Annotated in this window: 18 protein-coding genes; 7 read left to right on the top strand and 11 right to left on the bottom strand. The window is 62.3% G+C overall.

What is annotated here, in order from left to right; all coding sequences use genetic code 11:
* Nucleotides 1–9: 9 nt before the first annotated feature.
* On the bottom strand, nucleotides 10–1,008 hold the full coding sequence (locus OVA07_RS05105) for an NAD(P)H-quinone oxidoreductase (protein ID WP_268170389.1): 999 nt from the start codon (nucleotides 1,006–1,008) through the stop codon (nucleotides 10–12).
* An 83-nt stretch (nucleotides 1,009–1,091) separates the two neighbouring features.
* Here OVA07_RS05105 and OVA07_RS05100 point away from each other — a divergent pair, with 83 nt between their 5' ends.
* From OVA07_RS05100 to OVA07_RS05075, 6 genes are all read left to right on the top strand, one after another.
* On the top strand, nucleotides 1,092–1,322 hold the full coding sequence (locus tag OVA07_RS05100; RefSeq protein WP_326493104.1) for a DUF1192 family protein: 231 nt from the start codon (nucleotides 1,092–1,094) through the stop codon (nucleotides 1,320–1,322).
* Between the two features lie 176 nt (nucleotides 1,323–1,498).
* Complete coding sequence (gene clpA / locus OVA07_RS05095; protein ID WP_268170388.1) at nucleotides 1,499–3,856, top strand: ATP-dependent Clp protease ATP-binding subunit ClpA; 2,358 nt, start codon at nucleotides 1,499–1,501, stop codon at nucleotides 3,854–3,856.
* A 158-nt stretch (nucleotides 3,857–4,014) separates the two neighbouring features.
* Nucleotides 4,015–5,022 (top strand): ligase-associated DNA damage response exonuclease, encoded by a 1,008-nt coding sequence (locus tag OVA07_RS05090; RefSeq protein ID WP_268170387.1) that lies wholly within the window; start codon nucleotides 4,015–4,017, stop codon nucleotides 5,020–5,022.
* Nucleotides 5,022–6,617 carry a cisplatin damage response ATP-dependent DNA ligase gene (locus tag OVA07_RS05085; protein WP_268170386.1) on the top strand — a complete coding sequence of 532 codons (1,596 nt, stop codon included), beginning with the start codon at nucleotides 5,022–5,024 and terminating at the stop codon, nucleotides 6,615–6,617. Before OVA07_RS05090 ends, OVA07_RS05085 begins: the two co-directional genes overlap by 1 nt.
* Nucleotides 6,618–6,691: 74 nt before the next feature.
* A complete protein-coding gene (locus tag OVA07_RS05080; RefSeq protein ID WP_268170385.1) occupies nucleotides 6,692–7,096 on the top strand; it encodes a group II truncated hemoglobin in 405 nt (134 codons plus the stop codon).
* 21 nt (nucleotides 7,097–7,117) lie between these two features.
* Entirely contained in the window at nucleotides 7,118–7,756 is a 639-nt protein-coding gene (locus tag OVA07_RS05075; RefSeq protein ID WP_268170384.1) for a YoaK family protein, read from the top strand.
* Here OVA07_RS05075 and OVA07_RS05070 read toward each other — a convergent pair.
* The 4 genes from OVA07_RS05070 to OVA07_RS05055 are packed head-to-tail and all read right to left on the bottom strand — an operon-like array spanning nucleotide 7,734 to nucleotide 11,139.
* Nucleotides 7,734–8,021: a DUF167 domain-containing protein gene (locus tag OVA07_RS05070; protein WP_268170383.1), complete on the bottom strand. Its 288-nt coding sequence runs from the start codon at nucleotides 8,019–8,021 to the stop codon at nucleotides 7,734–7,736. The genes OVA07_RS05075 and OVA07_RS05070 overlap by 23 nt on opposite strands.
* On the bottom strand, nucleotides 8,002–8,565 hold the full coding sequence (locus OVA07_RS05065; RefSeq protein ID WP_268170382.1) for a gamma carbonic anhydrase family protein: 564 nt from the start codon (nucleotides 8,563–8,565) through the stop codon (nucleotides 8,002–8,004). Before OVA07_RS05065 ends, OVA07_RS05070 begins: the two co-directional genes overlap by 20 nt.
* Before the next feature lie 12 nt (nucleotides 8,566–8,577).
* Nucleotides 8,578–9,570: a porphobilinogen synthase gene (gene hemB, locus OVA07_RS05060; protein WP_268170381.1), complete on the bottom strand. Its 993-nt coding sequence runs from the start codon at nucleotides 9,568–9,570 to the stop codon at nucleotides 8,578–8,580.
* A 36-nt stretch (nucleotides 9,571–9,606) separates the two neighbouring features.
* Nucleotides 9,607–11,139, bottom strand: coding sequence for a M23 family metallopeptidase (locus OVA07_RS05055; RefSeq protein ID WP_268170380.1), 1,533 nt, complete (start codon nucleotides 11,137–11,139; stop codon nucleotides 9,607–9,609).
* 155 nt (nucleotides 11,140–11,294) lie between these two features.
* Here OVA07_RS05055 and OVA07_RS05050 point away from each other — a divergent pair, with 155 nt between their 5' ends.
* The gene (locus OVA07_RS05050) at nucleotides 11,295–12,338 is read left to right on the top strand and encodes a DUF3667 domain-containing protein (RefSeq protein ID WP_268170379.1); all 1,044 of its coding nucleotides are present in this window, start codon (nucleotides 11,295–11,297) and stop codon (nucleotides 12,336–12,338) included.
* A 116-nt stretch (nucleotides 12,339–12,454) separates the two neighbouring features.
* Here the strand turns inward: OVA07_RS05050 and ftsH are convergent, their stop codons facing one another.
* The 6 genes from ftsH to OVA07_RS05020 all read right to left on the bottom strand — a co-directional run bounded on the left by ftsH (nucleotide 12,455) and on the right by OVA07_RS05020 (nucleotide 20,332).
* A complete protein-coding gene (gene ftsH, locus OVA07_RS05045) occupies nucleotides 12,455–14,389 on the bottom strand; it encodes an ATP-dependent zinc metalloprotease FtsH (RefSeq protein WP_268172606.1) in 1,935 nt (644 codons plus the stop codon).
* A gap of 122 nt (nucleotides 14,390–14,511) precedes the next feature.
* The gene (gene tilS, locus OVA07_RS05040; RefSeq protein WP_268170378.1) at nucleotides 14,512–15,393 is read right to left on the bottom strand and encodes a tRNA lysidine(34) synthetase TilS; all 882 of its coding nucleotides are present in this window, start codon (nucleotides 15,391–15,393) and stop codon (nucleotides 14,512–14,514) included.
* A 79-nt stretch (nucleotides 15,394–15,472) separates the two neighbouring features.
* Nucleotides 15,473–16,471, bottom strand: a complete 999-nt coding sequence (locus OVA07_RS05035; protein ID WP_268170377.1) for a tetratricopeptide repeat protein — start codon at nucleotides 16,469–16,471, stop codon at nucleotides 15,473–15,475.
* Nucleotides 16,472–16,571: 100 nt separating this feature from the next.
* A complete protein-coding gene (locus tag OVA07_RS05030; RefSeq protein WP_268170376.1) occupies nucleotides 16,572–17,594 on the bottom strand; it encodes a helix-turn-helix domain-containing protein in 1,023 nt (340 codons plus the stop codon).
* Nucleotides 17,595–17,741: 147 nt separating this feature from the next.
* Nucleotides 17,742–20,021 (bottom strand): phosphoenolpyruvate--protein phosphotransferase, encoded by a 2,280-nt coding sequence (ptsP, locus tag OVA07_RS05025; protein ID WP_442789616.1) that lies wholly within the window; start codon nucleotides 20,019–20,021, stop codon nucleotides 17,742–17,744.
* 152 nt (nucleotides 20,022–20,173) lie between these two features.
* A complete protein-coding gene (locus OVA07_RS05020) occupies nucleotides 20,174–20,332 on the bottom strand; it encodes a YdcH family protein (protein ID WP_268170375.1) in 159 nt (52 codons plus the stop codon).
* Nucleotides 20,333–20,469: the final 137 nt, after the last annotated feature.

Raw genomic sequence — 20,469 nt, 5'->3', positions numbered from 1 at the left:
CACCCGTCATCACACAGCCAACACGATCTTCCCGATATGCGTGCCCTGCTCCATGCGCACATGCGCGGCGGCGGCATCGCTCAGCGCGAAAGTCTGGTCCATCACTGGACGCAGAGCACCTTCGGCCACCAGGGGCCAAACCGTATCGCGGATTTCAGACGCCAGTGCCGCCTTGAACGCTTTTGACCGGGGGCGCAGGGTCGATCCGGTCATAGTCAGGCGGCGGCGCATCACTTCGGCCATGTTCACTTCGGCCCGAACCCCGCCCTGCACCGCGATGGTAACATGGCGACCATCGTCGGCCAGACATTTGATGTTGCGCGCCACATAATCGCCCGCGACCATGTCGAGCACCATGTCCACGCCCTTGCCATCGGTCAGGCGGGCCACTTCGGCCACGAAATCGGTTGCCTTGTAATCAATCGCATGGGTCGCGCCGATGGCCAGCGCCTGCGCGCATTTTTCCGCCCCGCCGCAAGTGACGATCACATTCACCCCGAACAGCTTGCCCAGCAGGATTGTCATGGACCCGATGCCGCTGGTGCCGCCGTGGACAAGGATGGTTTCCCCTTCGGCCACCATCCCGCGTTCGAACACGTTGTGCCACACGGTAAACAGCGTTTCGGGGATGGCCGCGGCCTGTTCCAGCGACAGGCCGGTGGGAATCTGCATGCATTGTGCGGCTTCGGCAAGGCAGTATTGCGCATAACCGCCGCCTGCCACCAAGGCGCAAACCGGCGTTCCGGTGAAAGGCCAGGTTACCCCTTCGCCCATCGCCACGACCTGCCCCGAAATCTCAAGCCCCGGCAGGGGCGAGGCATCGGCAGGTGGCGGATAAAAGCCTTGCCGCTGGATCACATCGGGCCGATTGACCCCCGCAAAGGCAACCTTGACCAGCACCTGTCCCGGCCCTGGCACGGGCACGGCAACCGTTTCAGGGCGCAGCACTTCCGGCCCGCCAGGGCGGTCCCAGCCCATTGCCATCATCGTTGCCGGAACGCTGCTCATCCATCAGCCCCAAAGGTGAGAGAATACCAATGCAGCATCGCTAGCCTACGCAAGGCGTTGACAGCAAGGCATTGCAGCGCACAATGTGGACCGCAATGGACCTAGACGAGCGCCCCCGCCCCAAAGGTGACCTGGCCAGCCAGCTGGCAACAGAGGTGCTCGCCCCCTATTCGCACGACGAATTGAACGAGCGCATCCGCCTGCTCGAACTGGAAATCCTCCGCACCGTCGCCCATCGTGACAAGGCCAGCGCCCACCGCGCCGCTGCCGAAGCGCTGTTCCGAACGCCCCCACCATCCGGTGAAGCGGGATGATGTGGGCCGCCCTTCCTTTCGCGGGGCGGTGTTCCCATATCGCATTTCGTGCATCTGTTATCGCACCCGACCATGGTTTAGCCGCGGTTAAGCATGGCCGTGCATTCTCTCGTCATGGGCCATCACCGGCCCGTCACGGGAACCCACCGGCGCAAGCCAGAAAGTAGTCCGAAATCATGCCCAGTTTCGCACAGAGCCTCGAAAAAACGCTGCACACCGCGCTCGCCAATGCGTCTGAGCGCAGCCACGAGTATGCGACGCTGGAGCATCTGCTGCTGGCGCTGATCGACGATACCGATGCCGCGCAGGTCATGCAGGCCTGCGGGGTAGATCTGGGCGATCTTGGCGATGTGGTGCGCCAGTATCTCGATCAGGAATACCAGTCGCTGAAAACGCAGGAAAAGGCTGATCCGCAGCCGACCGCCGGTTTCCAGCGGGTGATCCAGCGCGCCATCCTGCATGTCCAGTCCAGCGGAAAGGACACTGTCACCGGTGCCAATGTGCTGGTCGCGCTGTTCTCTGAACGTGATTCCTACGCGGTCTATTTCCTGCAGCAGCAGGACATGAGCCGTCTGGATGCAGTCAGCTATATCAGCCACGGCATTGGCAAGGGCGGCCGTCAGGTTGACAACCGCACTGCCAAGGGTGCCGAGGAAGAAGCCCCCAAGCAGGAAGAAAAGGCCGACACCAAAGGCCAGAAAAAGGAAACGGCGCTCGACCAGTTCACCGTCAATCTCAACGAAAAGGCGCTGAGCGGCAAAGTCGATCCGCTGATCGGTCGCGGTCCCGAAGTGGATCGCACGATCCAGATCCTGTGCCGCCGGTCGAAGAACAACCCGCTCTATGTGGGCGATCCGGGCGTGGGCAAGACCGCCATTGCCGAGGGTCTGGCGCGCAAGATCGTTGAAGGCGAAGTGCCCGAAGTGCTGTCCGAAGCGGTGATCTATTCGCTCGACATGGGCAGCCTTCTGGCCGGAACGCGCTATCGCGGCGATTTTGAAGAGCGCCTGAAGCAGGTCGTTTCCGAACTGGAAAAGATGCCGCATGCGGTGCTGTTCATTGACGAAATCCACACCGTGATCGGCGCTGGCGCAACCAGCGGCGGGGCGATGGATGCGTCGAACCTGCTCAAGCCCGCGCTTTCGGGCGGAACGATCCGCTGCATCGGGTCGACCACTTACAAGGAATTCCGCAACCACTTCGAAAAAGACCGCGCTCTGCTGCGCCGGTTCCAGAAGATCGACGTGAACGAACCGACCATCGAGGATACGATCAAGATCCTGCGTGGCCTGCGCACTGCGTTCGAAGACCACCACAAGGTCAAGTACACCCCCGACGCGATCAAGACGGCTGTGGAACTGTCGGCACGCTACATCAACGACCGCAAGCTGCCCGACAAGGCGATCGACGTGATCGACGAAGTGGGCGCGATGCAGATGCTGGTGCCTCCGTCCAAACGCAAGAAGACCATCACCGCGCGCGAGATCGAACAGGTCATCGCAACGATGGCTCGAATTCCGCCCAAATCGGTGTCGAGCGACGACAAGAAGGTTCTGGAACACCTCGAACGTGACCTGAAGAGGCTCGTGTTCGGGCAGGACAAGGCCATCGAAGTGCTGTCCAGCGCCATGAAGCTGTCGCGCGCCGGCCTGCGCGATCCCGACAAGCCGATCGGTTCGTTCCTGTTCAGCGGCCCCACGGGCGTCGGTAAGACCGAAGTGGCACGCAGCCTTGCCCAGATCATGGGCATTCCGCTGCAGCGCTTCGACATGTCCGAATACATGGAGCGCCACTCTGTTTCGCGCCTGATCGGTGCGCCTCCGGGCTATGTCGGGTTCGATCAGGGCGGTCTGCTGACCGATGCGATTGACCAGCAGCCGCACTGCGTCCTGCTGCTCGACGAAATCGAAAAGGCCCACCCGGACCTGTTCAACATCCTGTTGCAGGTGATGGACAATGGGCGGTTGACCGACCACCACGGCAAGACCGTCGATTTCCGCAACGTGGTTCTGATTATGACCACCAATGCGGGCGCATCGGACATGGCGCGTCAGGGCATCGGTTTTGGCGACGTGTCAAAGGCCGACGCGGGCGACGAGGCGGTGAAAAAGATGTTCACGCCCGAATTCCGCAACCGTCTGGATGCGATCGTGCCATTTGCCTATCTGGCCCCCGAAGTCGTCAGCCGCGTGGTCGACAAGTTCGTGCTGCAGCTTGAACTCCAGCTGGCCGACCAGAACGTGCATATCCAGTTCGACAGCGATGCGCGCGCATGGCTGGCCAGAAAGGGTTATGACAAGCTGTATGGCGCAAGGCCGATGGCCCGCCTTATCCAGGAAAAGGTCAAGAAGCCGCTGGCCGAAGAACTGCTGTTCGGCAAGCTGGCCAATGGCGGCGAAGTGCATGTCAGCCTGAAGGATGAAGCGCTGTCCTTCGAATTGACCCCTGCTGCACCCAAGCTGGTCAAAGCCAAGGCGAAAAAGGGCAAGGCCAGCAAGACCGCGCCCGAAGCCAACGCTGACGAAGCCGAATAAGACTTTCATCGCCGTATAGTCAGATAAGGCCTGCCCTTCGGGGCGGGCCTTTTTCTTTGGCGCAAAGTCGCGCGGCGCAACTTTTGCCCCTCGACCTTATATAGCAGCCGCCCTTTGTGTCACTGGAACACGCAGGCAGGTCCGGCCATTGTCACGCCATGGCCCAATCCTTTTCCTGGCTGCGTCCCGAACCGCACGGGCTGTATATCGCGCCTGCCGATGCGTGGATCGATCCGGCGCGGGCGGTCGATCTGGCGCTGGTGACCCATGGCCACGCCGATCACGCGCGCGGCGGCCACGCCCGCACCGTGGCCACACCCGAAACGCTGGCGATCATGGGCCTGCGCTATGGCGTGGTTGAAACTGCCACACAGCCGGTTTCCTATGGTGAGACGGTGACATTACGCGGCAATGTGCGCGCCACATTCGTTCCTGCTGGGCATGTACTGGGGTCTGCGCAGATTCTGCTGGAACACGCAGGCGAACGGGTAGTGATCACCGGCGATTACAAACGACGGGCAGACCCCACCTGCCCTGCTTTTCAGGTCACACCCTGCGATGTGTTCGTAACCGAGGCAACCTTCGGCCTTCCGGTGTTCCGCCATCCGCCAATTGCCGATGAAATGGCCAAGCTACTGGACGCACGCGCCAACGAAGACGGTCGCTGCGTTCTGGTGGGTGCCTACGCGCTGGGCAAGGCGCAGCGGGTGATTGCCGAACTGCGGGCGGCCGGCTTTGCCGAAACCATCTGGCTGCACGGCGCGATGGAGCGGATGTGCGGGCTTTATCAGGACCACGGCATAGATCTGGGCGACCTGAAGGCCGTGGCAGGCATGCCCAAGGCGGCGCTGGCCAATGCCATTGTGGTATGCCCGCCATCGGCCCTGAACGACCGCTGGAGCCGCCGTCTGCCCGACCCGATCACCGCCATGGCATCGGGATGGATGCGGGTGCGCCAGCGCGCGCGGCAGCGTAATGTCGAACTGCCGCTGATTATCTCGGACCACGCCGACTGGGACGAATTGACCACGACTATCGCCCAGGTGAATCCTGCCGAGACATGGGTAACCCACGGGCGCGAGGAAGCCCTGCTGCGCTGGTGCGAACTGACCCAGCGCAAGGCGCGCGCTCTGGCACTGGTGGGCTATGAGGATGAAGACGACTGATGGAGCGCTTTGCCGCCCTGCTCGACGCGCTGGTCCTTACCCCTTCGCGCAATGCCAAGCTGGCGCTGCTGGCCGAATACTTGCGCGAAACGCCCGATCCTGATCGCGGGTGGGCGCTGGCGGCATTGACCGACGGGCTGGATTTTCCGGCGGTGAAGGCAGGCACTATCCGCACACTCATGGCCGAACGGGTCGATCCGGTATTGTGGACACTCAGCCGCGATTATGTGGGCGACACTGCCGAAACCGCCAGCCTGTTATGGCCTGAACCATCGGGTGAACGCTTGCCTGCGCCATCGGTCGCCGAAGTCGTCGAAACGCTGCACGCCACCACCCGCACCACGGCAGGCACCATTCTGGCCGAGCTGCTTGATCGCCTTGACGTCAACGGTCGCTATGCCTTGCTGAAACTGGCCACCGGCGCGATGCGCATCGGCATTTCCGCGCGCCTTGCCAAAGTGGCCTTTGCCCAGGCCTTTGACGTTCGGGTGGAGGATGTGGAGGAGTACTGGCACGGGCAGGCCCCGCCTTACCTGCCGCTGTTCGCTTGGGGCGCGGAAGGGGCCGCTCCGCCGCGCACCGATCTGCTGCCACTGTTTCGCCCGTTCATGCTGGCGCACCCGCTTGAGGCGGAAAGCCTTGATCTGGCGGAGTTCGCGGCGGAGTGGAAATGGGACGGAATCCGGGTGCAGATTGCCCATGTGGCGGGTGAAACGCGGGTCTATTCGCGCAGTGGCGACGACATTTCCGCCACTTTCCCCGAAGTAACCGCCGCATTGTCGGTCCCGTGCGTGCTGGATGGCGAACTGCTGGTGCGCGGCGCGCATCAGGGCGGCGAAACCGGTGGTGCTGCCAGCTTCAACGCCTTGCAGCAAAGACTGGGGCGCAAGACCGTGTCCAAGACGATGCTGCGCGACTATCCCGCCTTCGTCCGTCTTTACGACCTGCTGATCGACAATGGTGAAGACCTGCGCGAATGGGCGTGGGAACAGCGCCGCGCCCGGTTGGAAGCCCTGGTGCCCCGGCTCGATCCCGAAAGGTTTGATCTGTCGCAGGTGATCCCGGCTGCAAACTTTGATGATCTGGCCGAAATTCGCAGCCGTGCGCGCGACGATGCCATTGAGGGCGTCATGCTGAAACGGCGTGACTCCCCTTATGTCGCCGGGCGGCGCACCGGCTTGTGGTATAAATGGAAGCGCGATCCGCTGCTGATCGATTGCGTGCTGATGTATGCGCAGCGCGGGTCGGGCAAACGATCATCGTTCTATTCCGATTTCACCTTTGGCTGCTGGAACGGCGATCCCGATAAGGGAGCCGAACTGCTGCCCGTGGGCAAAGCCTATTTCGGGTTCACCGACGAAGAACTGAAATGGCTGGACCGCCATGTCCGCCAGCATACCGTGGGCAAATTCGGCCCGGTGCGCGAAACCAACAAATCGCTGGTGCTGGAAGTGGCGTTCGATTCGGTCCACGCCAGCAAGCGCCACAAATCCGGCCTTGCCATGCGCTTTCCCCGGATCAGCCGCATCCGGGCTGACAAACCCGCCCATGAGGCCGACCGGATCGACACGCTGAAAGCCATGATCGCGGATTGATTCGCATCAATTGGCATGGCCATCCGGCGCGCTAGGAACAAGGCTCCCGATCCTTATCCACCGGAGCATGTCCCTTGGCCAGCACCCCTGCCGAAGCCCCTGCACAATCACCCTATGATCGCATCGGCGGCATCGACGTGCTGCGGCAGATTACCGACCGCTTCTATGACCTGATGGATACGGACCCGGCGTATCAGGCCCTTCGCGCCATGCACGCGCCAGACCTTGCGCCGATGCGGGACTCGCTGCCGGGTTTCCTTTCCGGGTGGGCAGGCGGCCCGCGCCAGTGGTTTGAAGCAAACCCCGGCAAATGCATGATGTCGATGCACAAACCCTTTCCCATCACCCGCGTAACTGCCGGTCAGTGGGCCGACTGCATGACCCGCGCGATTGCCGATGTGGACCCGGCAGACACGGAAATTGCCGATGCCATGGCGCAAGTTCTGGGGCAGATGGCGCGGAACATGGCCTCTGGCTGATTCACCCGCTATGATGGCGCGGTGATCCACTACGACCGCCAGCGCCGCCGCTTTGCCATTGCCCTTGCCGCGATGGCAGGGTTTGTCGATGCGGTGGGGTTTCTGTCAGCTGACGGGTACTTCGTATCGTTCATGTCAGGTAACACCACCCGGCTTGGTGTCGCGCTGGGCACAGCGCCCATCATGGCATTTATGCCGCTGGTACTGATCCTCGGCTTCGTGATCGGGGTAACGCTGGGGGCATTGGCATCGCGCCATGCGGGGCCTTTACGCAAACCTGCCGTGGTCGGACTGGTAACCGCCCTGTTGCTGTTGGCGGCATCAGGCCGCGCGCTGGGCAGTCCTGCGGTGATGCTGACAGGTATGGTCATGGCGATGGGCGCTCTTAACAACACATTCCAGCGCGGCGGCGAAGTAGCGGTAGGCCTGACGTATATGACCGGCGCGCTGGTAAAGCTGGGCCAGGGCATCGCCAATGCACTGTCCGGCCAGCCGAACGGCGCATGGCAATCGTGGGCCACGCTGTGGTCAGGGCTGTTGGCAGGGGCAGTGCTGGGCGCATCCCTGCAGGACCGGTTTCCGCAAGGCTGCCTGTGGATCGCTGCGATCTGGGCCGCAGCGATGACGGCAGTTGCGTTCAGGCTTCCGGTGGAATCCTGAACAGCTTTTCGCGCGAAGTAAGCCCTCGCAACATGTCTACTTTTGATGGCGCAACGCCCAGCGCTTCAGCCACCAGCGCGATCACCGCTGCCGTCGCCTTCCCATCCTCTGGCTTGGCGCGCACTTTCACCAGCACGCGGCCATCGGCAATCTCGATGCCTTCCACTTTCGCGCCGGGCGTCACCCGCACCGCCAGCCGCCCCTCACCATCGGCAAGGGCGCGCAGGGCGGTGGCGGGCGGAAGATCAGTCCTCGGACGCGCCAAGGATTGCCGCCTTGTGGCGCTGGCCGTTGTGGACGTAATGCTGCACGCCCTTTTGCATGTCCGCCATCGCCGCTTCGGTCAGGTCGCGCATATAGGCGGCGGGGCGGCCACCCCAAAGCTGCCCTGCGCCAATGCGCTTGCCCGGCGTCAACAGCGCCCCCGCAGCCAGCATGCCATCGCTTTCAATCACGCAGGCGTTCATCACGATGGCGCCCAGCCCCACGAAACCGCGATCATCGATGGTGCAGCCGTGGATCATCGCCATATGGCCCACCAGCACGTCATCCCCGATGATCGTGGGGAAACCCGCCGGATGTTTGGGGTCCGGACTGTCGCAATGGATCACGGTGCCGTCCTGAATGTTGCTGCGCGCACCGATGTGGATGTGGTTTACATCGCCGCGCAGCACGCAGTTGTACCAGATCGACGCATCCGGGCCGATTTCGACATCGCCAATGATCCGGCATCCTGGCGCGATAAACGCCGATTCGTGGATGCGCGGCGTCTTGCCGTTCAGCGTGATGATCGAAACGTCAGGATGCATTGCTGGCTCCTCTCAGGCGCCCATCAGGCGGGCGGCATGGGCGGCATGGTAGGTCAGCACGCCAGAGCATCCCGCGCGCTTGAACGCCACTAGCGTTTCGAGCACCATCGCATCACGGTCTGCCGCACCCACAGCCACTGCCGCTTCGATCATCGCGTATTCGCCACTCACCTGATAGGCAAAGACCGGCACGCCGAACGTCTCTTTCACACGGCAGGCGATGTCGAGGTAAGGCAGGCCAGGCTTGACCATCACGCTGTCCGCGCCTTCGGCCAGATCCAATTCCACCTCGCGCAGCGCCTCTTCGGCATTGCCGGGGTCCATCTGGTAGGTTTTCTTGTCGCCCTTCAGCAGCCCGCGCGACCCGACGGCATCACGGAACGGGCCATAGAAAGCCGACGCATACTTTGCAGCATAGGACATGATCTGCACATTGATGTGGCCATGGCCCTCCAGCGCTTCACGGATCGCGCCGATCCGGCCATCCATCATGTCCGAAGGCGCAATGATATCCGCGCCCGCCGCCGCCTGATTCAGGCTTTGCCCCACCAGCGCTTCGACCGTGGCATCATTCAGCACATAGCCTGCATCGTCGATCAACCCGTCCTGCCCGTGGCTGGTATAGGGGTCGAGCGCCACATCGGTCAGCACGCCGATATCATCGCCGCAGGCATCCTTGATCGCGCGGATGGCCCGGCACATCAGGTTGTCGGGGTTCAGCGCTTCCTTGCCGTCCTCGCTGCGCCGGTCGGCCTGTGTGTTGGGGAACAGGGCAAGGCACGGAATGCCCAGCGCCACCGCCTCTTTCGCGCGCGCGACGATGCCATCCACCGACCAGCGCGATACGCCCGGCAGCGATGTGATCGGGTCTTCCACGCCCGAACCTTCGGTCACGAACAGCGGCCAGATCAGATCGGCCGGGGTCACAAGCACTTCGCGGTGCATGGCGCGGCTCCATGCAGTGGAGCGGGTGCGGCGCAGGCGAGTCAGGGGATAGCTGGTCATGCCCGCGTGCCTAAACCCTGGCGCGCTCTGCTGCAATCAGCGGATAGTGGCAGGTCCGCTGTTCGGTTTGATCGCGGTCACTTGCGCCAGCTTGGCACGGAAGGCGGCCATTTGCGCCGGATCGACCGTGGCGCGCTGCACCACCGCACCAATCGACATCGGATCCACCGTGCGCCCATTGCGATAGGCTTCGTAGTGCAGGTGCGGCCCGGTCGACAGGCCGGTTGAGCCGACATAGCCGATCACCTGCCCGCGCCGCACGGAAAGGCCGGGCGAAACCGCGATCCTGCTCATATGGCCATAGCCCGTGCCAATCCCGCCGCCATGATCCAGCCGCACATAATTGCCGTGCCCGCCATGCCATCCGGCAAAGGTCACCCGCCCGTCGGTGGCAGCATAGATGGGCGAGCCATAACCCGCACCGAAATCGATGCCCGCATGCATCCGCATATAGCCTAGGATAGGATGGCGGCGCGGCCCGAAGTTTGAGGTAATCCGGCCATTGACCGGCGCCCCCAGCGATCCGCTGGAACTTTGCGCGCCCTCGGCCATACCTTGCGGCGAAGTGAAGGTTCCGTCCTTGCCCCAGCGCAGCAATTGCAGCACCGGCTTTCCAGCCCGCACGACACTGGCATAGACCACATCGCCCGCCTGCGATTCGCCGCTGGCCGCGTAACGATTGGCAAAGACCAGATCGAATTCATCGCCCGGCGCAATTTCTTCGAACGCCATGTGTTCATCGATGGCGCGCAAGTAATCCTGCACCGCCGAAGGCGGCGCACCGGCAGCGCGCGCGGAACGATAAAGGCTGCCCCCCACGATCCCGCGAATACGCATGGGTATGGTGTTCACGGCAATGGCATTGGACGCCAGCGCCAGCCCGCCACCACTGCGCCGAATGTCCAGCGCCAAATCAAAGCGCGGACGAAAGGCAATCTGTTCCAGCGGGCGCGGCTGTGCCGGGCTGGTCCGCGCGCCAAGCCGGATGGCAAAACGTGTGCCCGGCTGAATCGATTCGGGCTTCACCGCACCGCCCACCAGATCAATCACCCGCACGATATCCACGCTCGACAGCCCGGCCCGCTGCAACATGCGGGGAAAACTGTCGCCAGTGCCCAGCGTCGCGGTCAGGTCAATACTGGGACGTTCCGGCGCTGCGGCCAGCGCGATAACCGCATCGGTCTGCACCATGCGGCGGCCATTATCCGCGCCAAACGCCAGCGGACGGATGCCCTGCACGCGAAATTCATTCTGGGCCTGGTCGTCCAGCACGGTCAGCGGCGCGGCCTGCAACGGGGAGAAGCTGGGCCAGCAAAGCGCAGCGGCTCCGCCCAGCGCCAGCATCGTGCCAAACCCGCGAAACCAGCGGGCGCTGCCAATATCCTCGGCCAGATCGGGCACCAGATCGCGCTGTGCAAACCAGCGTTCGATTCGGGCGGTGGCCTTGTGCCAGTGCGGCGCGACATGCTTCAGCACCACCTCGGCGCGCGAAGGTTCGGATACCACGGGCAAAGGCATGGTCCGCTGACCAAAGCCGCTTCCCCCGCCTGCCCCGGCAAACGCCAGCATTTGATCCCTTGGTGTAAACACGCCCCGTCCTGTAGCCCGTTCCCGAACGGACTGCACCCACAAGGTTAATGTTCGGTGAAATCACAGCGTCTCAAGGATGTGGCATGCAGGCGCAGGGCTGGTTATGGTCCTGCCAGCAATCAGGGGGAAATATTTTGAGCGACGGCGTGGTTCTGGGCGAAATGGCCGAAACCGTGGCAACAGCCCGCGTGATTGAACCGCACGCTGGCGATCATTCGGATGCCGGGCACACGCACGAAAGCGCGTGCCTCAACTGCGGCACCGCGCTGGTCGGCAGCCATTGCCACGCCTGCGGTCAGGCCGCGCATGTTCACAAGACGCTGGGCGCGTTCTTTCACGATCTGCTGCACGGCGTCTTCCACTTCGAAGGCAAGATCTGGCGCACGCTGCCGTTGCTGATCGTAAAGCCGGGCAAACTGACCCGCGAATATATCGACGGGCGGCGCGCCAGTTACGTCTCGCCCATCGCGCTGTTCCTGTTCTGCATGTTTCTGCTGTTCACCACCATCAACACGATGAGTGGGGATATCTCCAGCAAGGCGTCGACATCCATCGATAGCGCCTTGACGCAAGAGCGCCGCGATCTTGTCGATCTTGAAGGTGAACGCAAAGCGCCCGACCTGAACGCAGAGCGCCGCCTGCAGATCGATGAAGCATTGCGGCAAACGCGCGACAACATCGCCGCACTGGAAAAGCTCAAGACCAGCGGGATCAAGGCGACCAACATCGACATGAACGAATTCGAGACGTTCAGCGATGTGCCCTCGATCAATGCCGCCTTCGCCAAATGGAAAGAAAATCCCGGCCTCGCGCTCTACAAGGTGCAGACCTACAGCTACAAATTAAGCTGGGCCTTGATCCCCATCTCGGTGCCGTTCCTGTGGCTGCTGTTCCCCTTCAGCCGCCGCTTCGGGCTGTATGACCACACGGTCTTCGTCACCTATTCGCTATGCTTCATGACGCTGCTGACCATCCTTGCCATGCTGGGATCGCGCACCACATTCCCGGCGCTCGGCATCCTCGGCCTTGCCCCGCCGGTGCATATGTATCTGCAATTGCGCGGTACATATGGCGTTTCAAAATTCGGCGCGTGGTGGCGCACATGGTTCCTCAGCATGTTCGCCTTCACCGCGCTGATGCTGTTTGCCGGGCTGATCCTGATGGAAGCGGGCGGGTAAATTCGCCCGTCCACCTCGGCCCGCCAGCCGAAAAGCTGGCTATGCTGTTTGCAAAGGTCACAACCGAAAAGGGCGGAGGTTGCCCCCCGCCCTTTGATATTTACCGAAACTCGCTATCACGCAGGCTGCGGGCTAGCCGATCCGCCGAATTTCTTGCCCGCGCGCGGCACGGCTGATCCTTGCGCCGCGACAGGCCGGGCAGGGCCGCTGGGCGTCTGCGGACGATCAATCTTGCCGCTTTCGATCAACTCCTTGATCTCGTCGCCCGTCAGCGTTTCATATTCCAGCAAGGCCTGCGCCAGAAGGTGCAGCTTGTCTTCCTGTTCCTTCAGGATTTGCCGCGCACGCTCATGCGCACCGTCAACCAACCCGCGAATTTCGGTGTCGATCAGCTTGTTCGTTTCGTCAGAGGCGAACAGGCGCGCAGAACCGCTCATACCCAGATAGCCTTCCTGCTGGTCTTCATACTGAAGCGGCCCCAGCTTGTCCGACATGCCCCACTTGGTCACCATCGAACGGGCGAGCGACGTGGCATACTGGATATCCGAAGACGCACCCGACGACACCTTGTCATGCCCGAAGATGATCTCTTCGGCCACGCGCCCACCCATGCTGACCGACAGGTTGGCATGCATCTTGTCGCGGTGATAGGAATAGCTGTCACGTTCCGGCAGACGCATGACCATGCCCAGCGCGCGGCCGCGCGGAATGATCGTCGCCTTGTGGATCGGATCGGACGCAGGCTCGTTCACCGAAACGATGGCGTGGCCCGCCTCATGATAGGCGGTCATCTTCTTTTCGTCGTCGGTCATTACCATCGACCGACGCTCGGCGCCCATCATTACCTTGTCTTTGGCGTCTTCGAATTCCTGCATGGCAACAAGGCGCTTGTTGCGGCGCGCGGCCAGCAGGGCGGCTTCGTTGACAAGGTTGGCAAGGTCCGCGCCCGAAAAGCCCGGCGTGCCGCGCGCGATGGTGCGCGGGTTCACGTCGGGAGCCAGCGGCACCTTCTTCATGTGCACCGACAGGATCTTTTCACGGCCTTCGATATCGGGGATGGGCACAACCACCTGACGGTCAAAACGGCCCGGACGCAGCAGCGCCGGGTCCAGCACATCAGGACGGTTGGTGGCGGCAATGATGATGATGCCTTCGTTCGCCTCGAACCCGTCCATTTCGACCAGAAGCTGGTTCAGCGTCTGTTCGCGTTCGTCGTTCGAATTGCCAAGGCCGTGGCCGCGATGGCGGCCCACTGCGTCGATTTCGTCGATGAAGACGATGCACGGCGCGTTCTTCTTGGCCTGCTCGAACATGTCGCGCACGCGGCTTGCGCCCACGCCGACAAACATTTCCACGAAATCCGAACCCGAAATGGTGAAGAATGGCACGCCTGCTTCACCCGCGATGGCGCGGGCCAGCAGGGTCTTGCCGGTGCCGGGGCTACCCACCAGCAGCGCACCCTTGGGGATCTGGCCACCCAGCTTAGAAAAACGCGAAGGATCACGCAGGAACTCGACAATTTCTTCCAGCTCTTCGCGTGCTTCATCGATACCGGCAACGTCATCAAAAGTGACCCGGCCCGACCGTTCGGTCAGCATTTTGGCCTTGGACTTGCCAAAACCCATCGCGCCCGAACCGCCGCCCTTCTGCACCTGACGCAGCGCAAAGAAGGCCACGCCCAGAATCAGCAGGAACGGCAGCGAATTGACCAGGATATACATCAGCATGTTGGGCTGTTCAGCTGCCTTGCCCGCATATTGCACGCCATTGTCCTGCAACAGCTTGGGCAGGTCGGAATCGCCCGGCACCGGCACCGTGGCAAACTGGCCGCCATTCTTCAGCGTACCGGTAATCCGTTCGGGCGAAATTTCCACCGCGCGAACAGCGCCGTCGGCAACCTGCGACCGGAACGAGGAATAGGGAATGGTCGTGGCCGCCGGATCGACCCGCGAACCGAACATCGAAACCACCAGCAGAAGTGCAAGGAAGATGCCGCCCCATACAAGCAGGCTCTTGATCCACGGGTTACCCTGGGGCTGATCGTCGTTCATCGCAGTCTTTCCGCATTCGCGCACCAGATGGCGCATGTCCTGACCAATGTAGGACGGCACGGGTGAATCACAATATAACGAAGCCACCGTTTTTCAGCGACCTGTCCCGAAAGACGGTGCGGTTATCGATGAGGGGGAACGCGGGTGAACCGCCATGGTCCCTTGCGCGGATCGCCCTTGATCCCCGCCAGCGTCGCCACCCGCCCCGCAGACAGCGCTTCAAGCCAGCGCACGACATCCGAGCCGCGCCCCATGTGCGCTTCAAGGCCGTTCAGGACGTGTTCGAGAACACGCAGTCCCAGCGCTTGCGGAAGCTCCGACGGCACGTTCCACGTGAAACCTTGTCCGTCGAAAACCACGTCCCGCCACAACTGCTGCGCAGCCCAATCCAGCGCGGCATCGGCATCGGCAAGGTGCGCGGCACTATTGGCAAAGCCATTGGCATCAAACACTTGGTTTGACGTCAAGGCATCACGCACCCGCACCCGTTCATAACGGTGATCGCGATTGGAAGGGTCTTCAACCGCCCCGATTCCCGCCGCAGCAACCACTGCCGCCAGATCTGCCCGCCGCCATGACAGCAAAGGCCGCAGCAACGGCAGCGCGAGATCACCCGGTGTTGCGGAACGGCTGCGCATTCCCGCAAGCCCGCGCAAACCGGCCCCGCGATTGAGCCGCATGACCATGGTTTCGGCCTGATCGTCCGCATGATGTGCGGTGACCAGTGCGGCAAGGCCCTGCCCTCGCGCCCATCCGGCAAGCGCAGCATAGCGCGCCAGCCGTGCCCGCTCCTGCACAGCACTGCCTTTGGGCAAGGCCAGCGTCAGTGTGGTGTGGGAAATATCGCGCGCCTTGCACACGTCCGCCACCATCGCCGCCTCATCGGCAGCTTCGGGGCGCAGACCGTGATCGACCGTTGCCACGCAGAAGTTGCGCGGCGCAACTTCGTGGAACAGCAGCAACAGGGCAAGACTGTCCGCCCCGCCTGATACGGCAAGACCCACCGGACCTGTCGGGGCAACCGCCTGCCACTGCGCGGCAAAGCGCGCAGTGGCCTGGGCGGTCAGGCTATTCCCGGCACCATTACTTGCACTTCACCGTGGCGCGAGCGGCGTCATACTGCGCCTTCAGGCGGCCAGCCACTTCATCGGGATAGGTGGCGGAAAGTTCGGCAAAAGCACCGCAGGCCTTTTCCGTATCTTTCAGCTTGGCCATGGCCGCGCCCAGATACAGCAGGCTGTCAGGCGCGCGTGCGCCCTTCTTGTCGGCCAGATAGTTCTGCAGGAAGAACTGCGCCGCCGTGCCCGGCTTGCCATCGTCCAGCCACGCGCGGCCCAGCAAGTTGCGGCCATGGCTGACCATCTTGTGCTGGGGATAGCGGTCGACAAAAATCTGCAACTGCTGCTGCGCTTCGGGATAGAACTTGGCCTCCCACAGACGGAAGCCATAGCTGTATTCGTCCAGCCCCACATCACCCGACGCAGGCTTTTCAATCGCCTGAACCGCCGCAACCCGCGCTGCAGAGGGTGAAAGAGGCTTCGCGGCTGTCGTGGCCGGCTTGAGCGTGACAGGTGTTACGGCTGCAGGCTTGGCAGGTACAACAGCGGCAGCCGCAAGGGGGGGGGCAGCCGCAGGCTGCGGCGCAGCCGGGACGTCAGCTTCAAGTTTGGCAAGGCGCTCTTCCATGCGCGCGGCACGGTTCTGCCCTTCTTCAACTTGCGCCGTCAGCCGGGTAAGCTGCGCTTCCACTGCATCCATACGCGCCAGAAGATCGGTAACCGCCGGTGCGGCAGGCGATCCGGCGGGCGCGATTACCGCCTGGCCCGGCGTAATTTCAGGCGCGAACATCTTGCCCCCGCCGTCAGGGAAGACCTTACGCTGGATCGCACGAATTTCTGCTTCCACCTTGCGCAGGCGCGCTTCGGAATCGGTCGATGCGCCAGGTTTTGCGGCGGATTGCGCATGAAGCGATCCTGCGAAAGGCACAGCAAGACCAAGCGCAAGGGCCACAAAAGGCAGTCGCCCCATGAACCGGAACATATACCGGTGGCGCGAGGTGCCGCGAAGCGTGATGGTCATCATTATTCCCGTCCAGCGATTGTCGCGTCAAATTTTGGGCAGCAAAGGCATAGCCCGCCCCGACCTCATGATTGCGCAGACGGTGCGATAAGTCGAGACAGGGTTAATTCATTCCCGTGGATGCAGGAGCATCAGCACCACCAGCCGCTGGGCCAGCTGGCTGCGCTGCTGTTTCGGTAACCGGGCTGATGGTGGGGGCGACAGTGGCAGATTGGGTACCAGCGCGACGCGAAGCGACAGGACGGGGCCGCGAAGGCGCCGATGCCACCGGTGCGGCGGTAGCAGACGGCGTCGTTCCAGCGGCAGGCGCAGCAGTGCGGGCCAACAGCACCTGCGCGCTGACCGGCACATCTTTGACGATGCCTTCCTTTTCAGCGATGCGCGGCACGGCCTGCCCGCCGATGGTAATGGTCAGCGCATCAGGACGGCCTGTCCACAGCTTTGGTTCCTGCGCCGTGGCAGGAACGGTGAAGCTTTCTCCTTTCGCCAGTTCCTTTTGCAGAATCTGCTGACCCTGCCCGTCATAGAATTTGACCCAGATACGTTCTTCCGTGGCGGTGAACACCACCGGGCCAGTGGGATTGGCCGCAGGCAGTGGGACAACGGCGACTTGCGAAGATGCGGGTTTCGGTTCTTCGGCACCCACCAGCGATGGCAGATCGGCAGACGGCAGATAATAACTGCGCCAGAACAACAGGCCAGCCAGCGCGACAACCAGCACAAGACCACCCGCCAGCCATGCGGTAAGCCGTGTCGGGGTTTTGGCAGGATCACCCACTTCAAACTGGTTGATGACGCGCGGCGGCGGCGGCGGCGCCTGGCGATCAAGTTCGGCACGCACCAATTCGGCAATCAGCTTTTCATCAAGACCGACCGCACGGGCATAACTGCGCGCAAAGCCCAGCGCATAAGGCCGACCGGGCAGCACGGTATATTCGCCTGCTTCCAGCGCCTCAAGATGGCGGGTGGTAACGCGCGTTCGCAACGACAGCTGCTTTATATCAAGACCGGCAGCCTCACGCGCGGCGCGCAAGGTTTGCCCTGCCGACGGGCGATGCGGTTCGCCAGCCGGAAGAGTCATCGATTCGGTATTTGAAATGTCATTAAGACCGCCGGCTTCAGCCAAGGCGCGACTCCCGTATTAAATGCTTTCGGCGTTAGTAGCGTCCGGCTTCTTGCAACCCATTGTTAAGGGTTCGCGGCATTGCGGCGAAAGTCAACGGCCTAGACCCGAAATGGCGGATTTGGGCGGTGAAATGACCGTATTACGACATCAATCGCATTCGATCCCCTTGGCACAGGCCCATTCCGCCAGTGCCGCCCGCATGTTCGCCGGGGGAGAAGCCAGCCAGCCGTCCATCACCGCGCGGATTTCATCGAGATCAACCTTGCGCACCAGTTCCTTGACCGGGCCGACTGCCGCAGGCGTGATGGACAGACGCGTGATACCAAGACCCAGCAGGGCGAGCGCTTCCAGCCGCCGCCCGCCCATTTCACCACAGACCGTAACATCGGTGCCGAATGGCGCGACTGTGGTTACCACCCGGCGCAGGAAACGCAGGATGGCCGGGCTTACCCAATCATAGCGTTCGGCCAGTTTGGGATTGGCGCGATCGGCCGCAAATAGGAACTGCGTAAGGTCGTTGGTGCCGATGGACAGGAACGACAGCTTGGGCGCGAGCAGATCGAGACATTCGGCCAATGCGGGCACTTCCAGCATCGCGCCATACCGGATCGCTTCGGGCAGGATCTTCTTACGCTGGCGCAGAAATTTAAGCTGGCTTTCGAACACCGCCTTGGCCGCGTCGAATTCCCACGGTTCGGTCACCATCGGGAACATCACGTTAAGCGTCCGGCCACCCGCGGCCTCCAGCAAAGCCCGCGCCTGTACTTTCAACAGACCATCGCGTTCCAGCGCCACACGCAGCGCGCGCCAGCCCATGGCGGGGTTTTCCTCATCCTCGCCATCATTGTGACGCAGATAGGGCAGAACCTTGTCACCACCGATGTCGACCGTGCGGAACACCACGGGCTTGTCCCCTGCGGCATCCAGCACGTCGCGGTAAAGCCGGGTCTGGCGTTCGCGCGCAGGCAGGGTTGCCGAAACCAGAAACTGGAATTCCGTGCGGAACAGGCCAATGCCATCCGCCCCGGTCAAGCCCAGCATCGGCGTATCATCGCGAAGCCCTGCATTCATCAGCACGGTAATGCGCGTGCCATCGCGCGTGAACGGTTCCACTTCGCGCAAGGTGGCATAATGCGCCTGCCGTTCGCGATTCTTGGCAAAGCGGGCCTCGAACGCTTCGACCAGCGTGGGCGCAGGCCGCACATCGACCACGCCCTGATCGCCATCAAGCAACAGCAGATCACCATCGCGCACTTTGCCGCGCAGCGCACGCACGCGCCCCACCACCGGAATGCCCATGGCGCGCGCGACGATGACGACATGGGCCGTCAGCGAGCCTTCTTCGAGGATGACGCCCTTCAACCGGCGGCGATCGTATTCCAGCAATTCAGCCGGGCCAAGATTGCGGGCGATCAGGATGGCGTCCCCCTTCAACCCCATGCTGGCCGCCGTGCCAAGCTGTCCCGATACAATGCGCAACAGCCGGTTCGACAGGTCTTCCAGATCATGCATCCGGTCCGCCAGCAGCGGATCGTCAATCTGGCGCATGCGCATGCGGGTGCGCTGCTGAACCCGCTCAATCGCTGCTTCGGCGGTGAGGCCGGAATCGATGGCTTCGTTGATGCGGCGCGACCAGCCTTCGTCATAGGCGAACATGCGATAGGTTTCGAGAACCTCCTCATGTTCTCCGCCCATGCCGAATTCAGCCTGACTGGCCATGCGATCAATCTGTTCACGCATCTTGTCAAACGCCAGATAGACTCGCTGGCGTTCCGCCTCGGTATCTTCGGCCACGATGTGTTCGATGGTGACGCGGGGCTGATGGAACACCGCCACGCCGCTGGACAACCCCTTGACCAGCGTCAGTCCGTTCAACCGGTCATGCCCGGTAAGGTGGGCCGGAATGCCCAGCGTTTCTTCTTCGTCGATCAGTTCGGCATTGGCGATCAGTTCGGACAGGACCATCGCCACGGTCTGCAACGCCTCGATCTCTACCTCTTCGTAGCGGCGCGGATCAACGTGCTGGACCGCGACCACACCCACTGCACGTTCGCGCCGGACAATGGGTACGCCTGCAAAGGAGTGGAACTTTTCTTCACCCGTTTCGGGGCGAAAGGCAAAATCGGGGTGGGCGGCGGCTTCGGCAAGGTTGAGCGTTTCGACATTGCCGGCAATTGTGCCGACCAGACCTTCGCCCACGGCCAGCCGGGTGACGTGGACTGCCGCCTGATTAAGGCCGCGCGTGGCGAACAGTTCCAGCATGCCTTCGCGCAAAAGATAGATCGAACAGACTTCGGAATCGAGGTTTTCCCCGATCACTTCGACGATCTGGTTGAGCTTGGCTTGCGCACCGGCGCGTGATGCCATGACTTCGTGCAGCGAAGTGAGGATCTGGCGGGCTGCGGTAACGGCGCTGAACATGGGCATGTAACTAGCCTAGTGCGCGCGGTTTGGAAATGTCGTGCGAAATCCAATCCGGTGCGGAAGCGCGATTTTACGTATGTGTGATTTTTCGAGGAATATGAGAGGCCGAAGGAAAGCCCGCCAATGGGGCTTTCCTTGACCAAAATCGCCAATCGTCAATGCAATCGCGATAGCTCTTCCTTGATCTTTAGCTTCTTTCGCTTGAGCGAGGCCACCAGCGTATCATCCGGGAGCGGACGGGCCATTTCCATCTGAATTTGCCGTTCCAGGCCGGCATGCTTTGTCTGGAGAGCGCTGATGTGCATCGATTCCATGCGTGTTTCCTCCTTAAGGACTAGCCCCCTTTGAGAAACCCGCGCGAGCCATGGCCGTATCGGCCTGCCCGTGCGGGGCGGCGCTAATTCCGGTCGGCATCAACCGACTCGGCAAGTCAGCGCGTTGTCAGGCTCGC

Origin of the sequence: Novosphingobium sp. SL115 (assembly GCF_026672515.1) — a bacterium.
Lineage (GTDB): Bacteria > Pseudomonadota > Alphaproteobacteria > Sphingomonadales > Sphingomonadaceae > Novosphingobium.
This window is presented reverse-complemented; position numbering and strand designations above follow the sequence as displayed.

What these genes read in the sequence shown, in the direction of transcription:
- OVA07_RS05035 (WP_268170377.1), bottom strand. Translation starts at nt 16,471, where the DNA reads ATGATGACCATCACGCTTCGCGGCACCTCGCGCCACCGGTATATGTTC.
- OVA07_RS05020 (WP_268170375.1), bottom strand. Translation starts at nt 20,332, where the DNA reads ATGGAATCGATGCACATCAGCGCTCTCCAGACAAAGCATGCCGGCCTG.
- OVA07_RS05055 (WP_268170380.1), bottom strand. Translation starts at nt 11,139, where the DNA reads ATGCTGGCGTTTGCCGGGGCAGGCGGGGGAAGCGGCTTTGGTCAGCGG.
- OVA07_RS05085 (WP_268170386.1), top strand. Translation starts at nt 5,022, where the DNA reads ATGGAGCGCTTTGCCGCCCTGCTCGACGCGCTGGTCCTTACCCCTTCG.
- hemB (WP_268170381.1), bottom strand. Translation starts at nt 9,570, where the DNA reads ATGACCAGCTATCCCCTGACTCGCCTGCGCCGCACCCGCTCCACTGCA.
- OVA07_RS05090 (WP_268170387.1), top strand. Translation starts at nt 4,015, where the DNA reads ATGGCCCAATCCTTTTCCTGGCTGCGTCCCGAACCGCACGGGCTGTAT.
- ftsH (WP_268172606.1), bottom strand. Translation starts at nt 14,389, where the DNA reads ATGAACGACGATCAGCCCCAGGGTAACCCGTGGATCAAGAGCCTGCTT.
- clpA (WP_268170388.1), top strand. Translation starts at nt 1,499, where the DNA reads ATGCCCAGTTTCGCACAGAGCCTCGAAAAAACGCTGCACACCGCGCTC.
- OVA07_RS05065 (WP_268170382.1), bottom strand. Translation starts at nt 8,565, where the DNA reads ATGCATCCTGACGTTTCGATCATCACGCTGAACGGCAAGACGCCGCGC.
- OVA07_RS05100 (WP_326493104.1), top strand. Translation starts at nt 1,092, where the DNA reads ATGTGGACCGCAATGGACCTAGACGAGCGCCCCCGCCCCAAAGGTGAC.
- ptsP (WP_442789616.1), bottom strand. Translation starts at nt 20,021, where the DNA reads ATGCCCATGTTCAGCGCCGTTACCGCAGCCCGCCAGATCCTCACTTCG.
- OVA07_RS05105 (WP_268170389.1), bottom strand. Translation starts at nt 1,008, where the DNA reads ATGAGCAGCGTTCCGGCAACGATGATGGCAATGGGCTGGGACCGCCCT.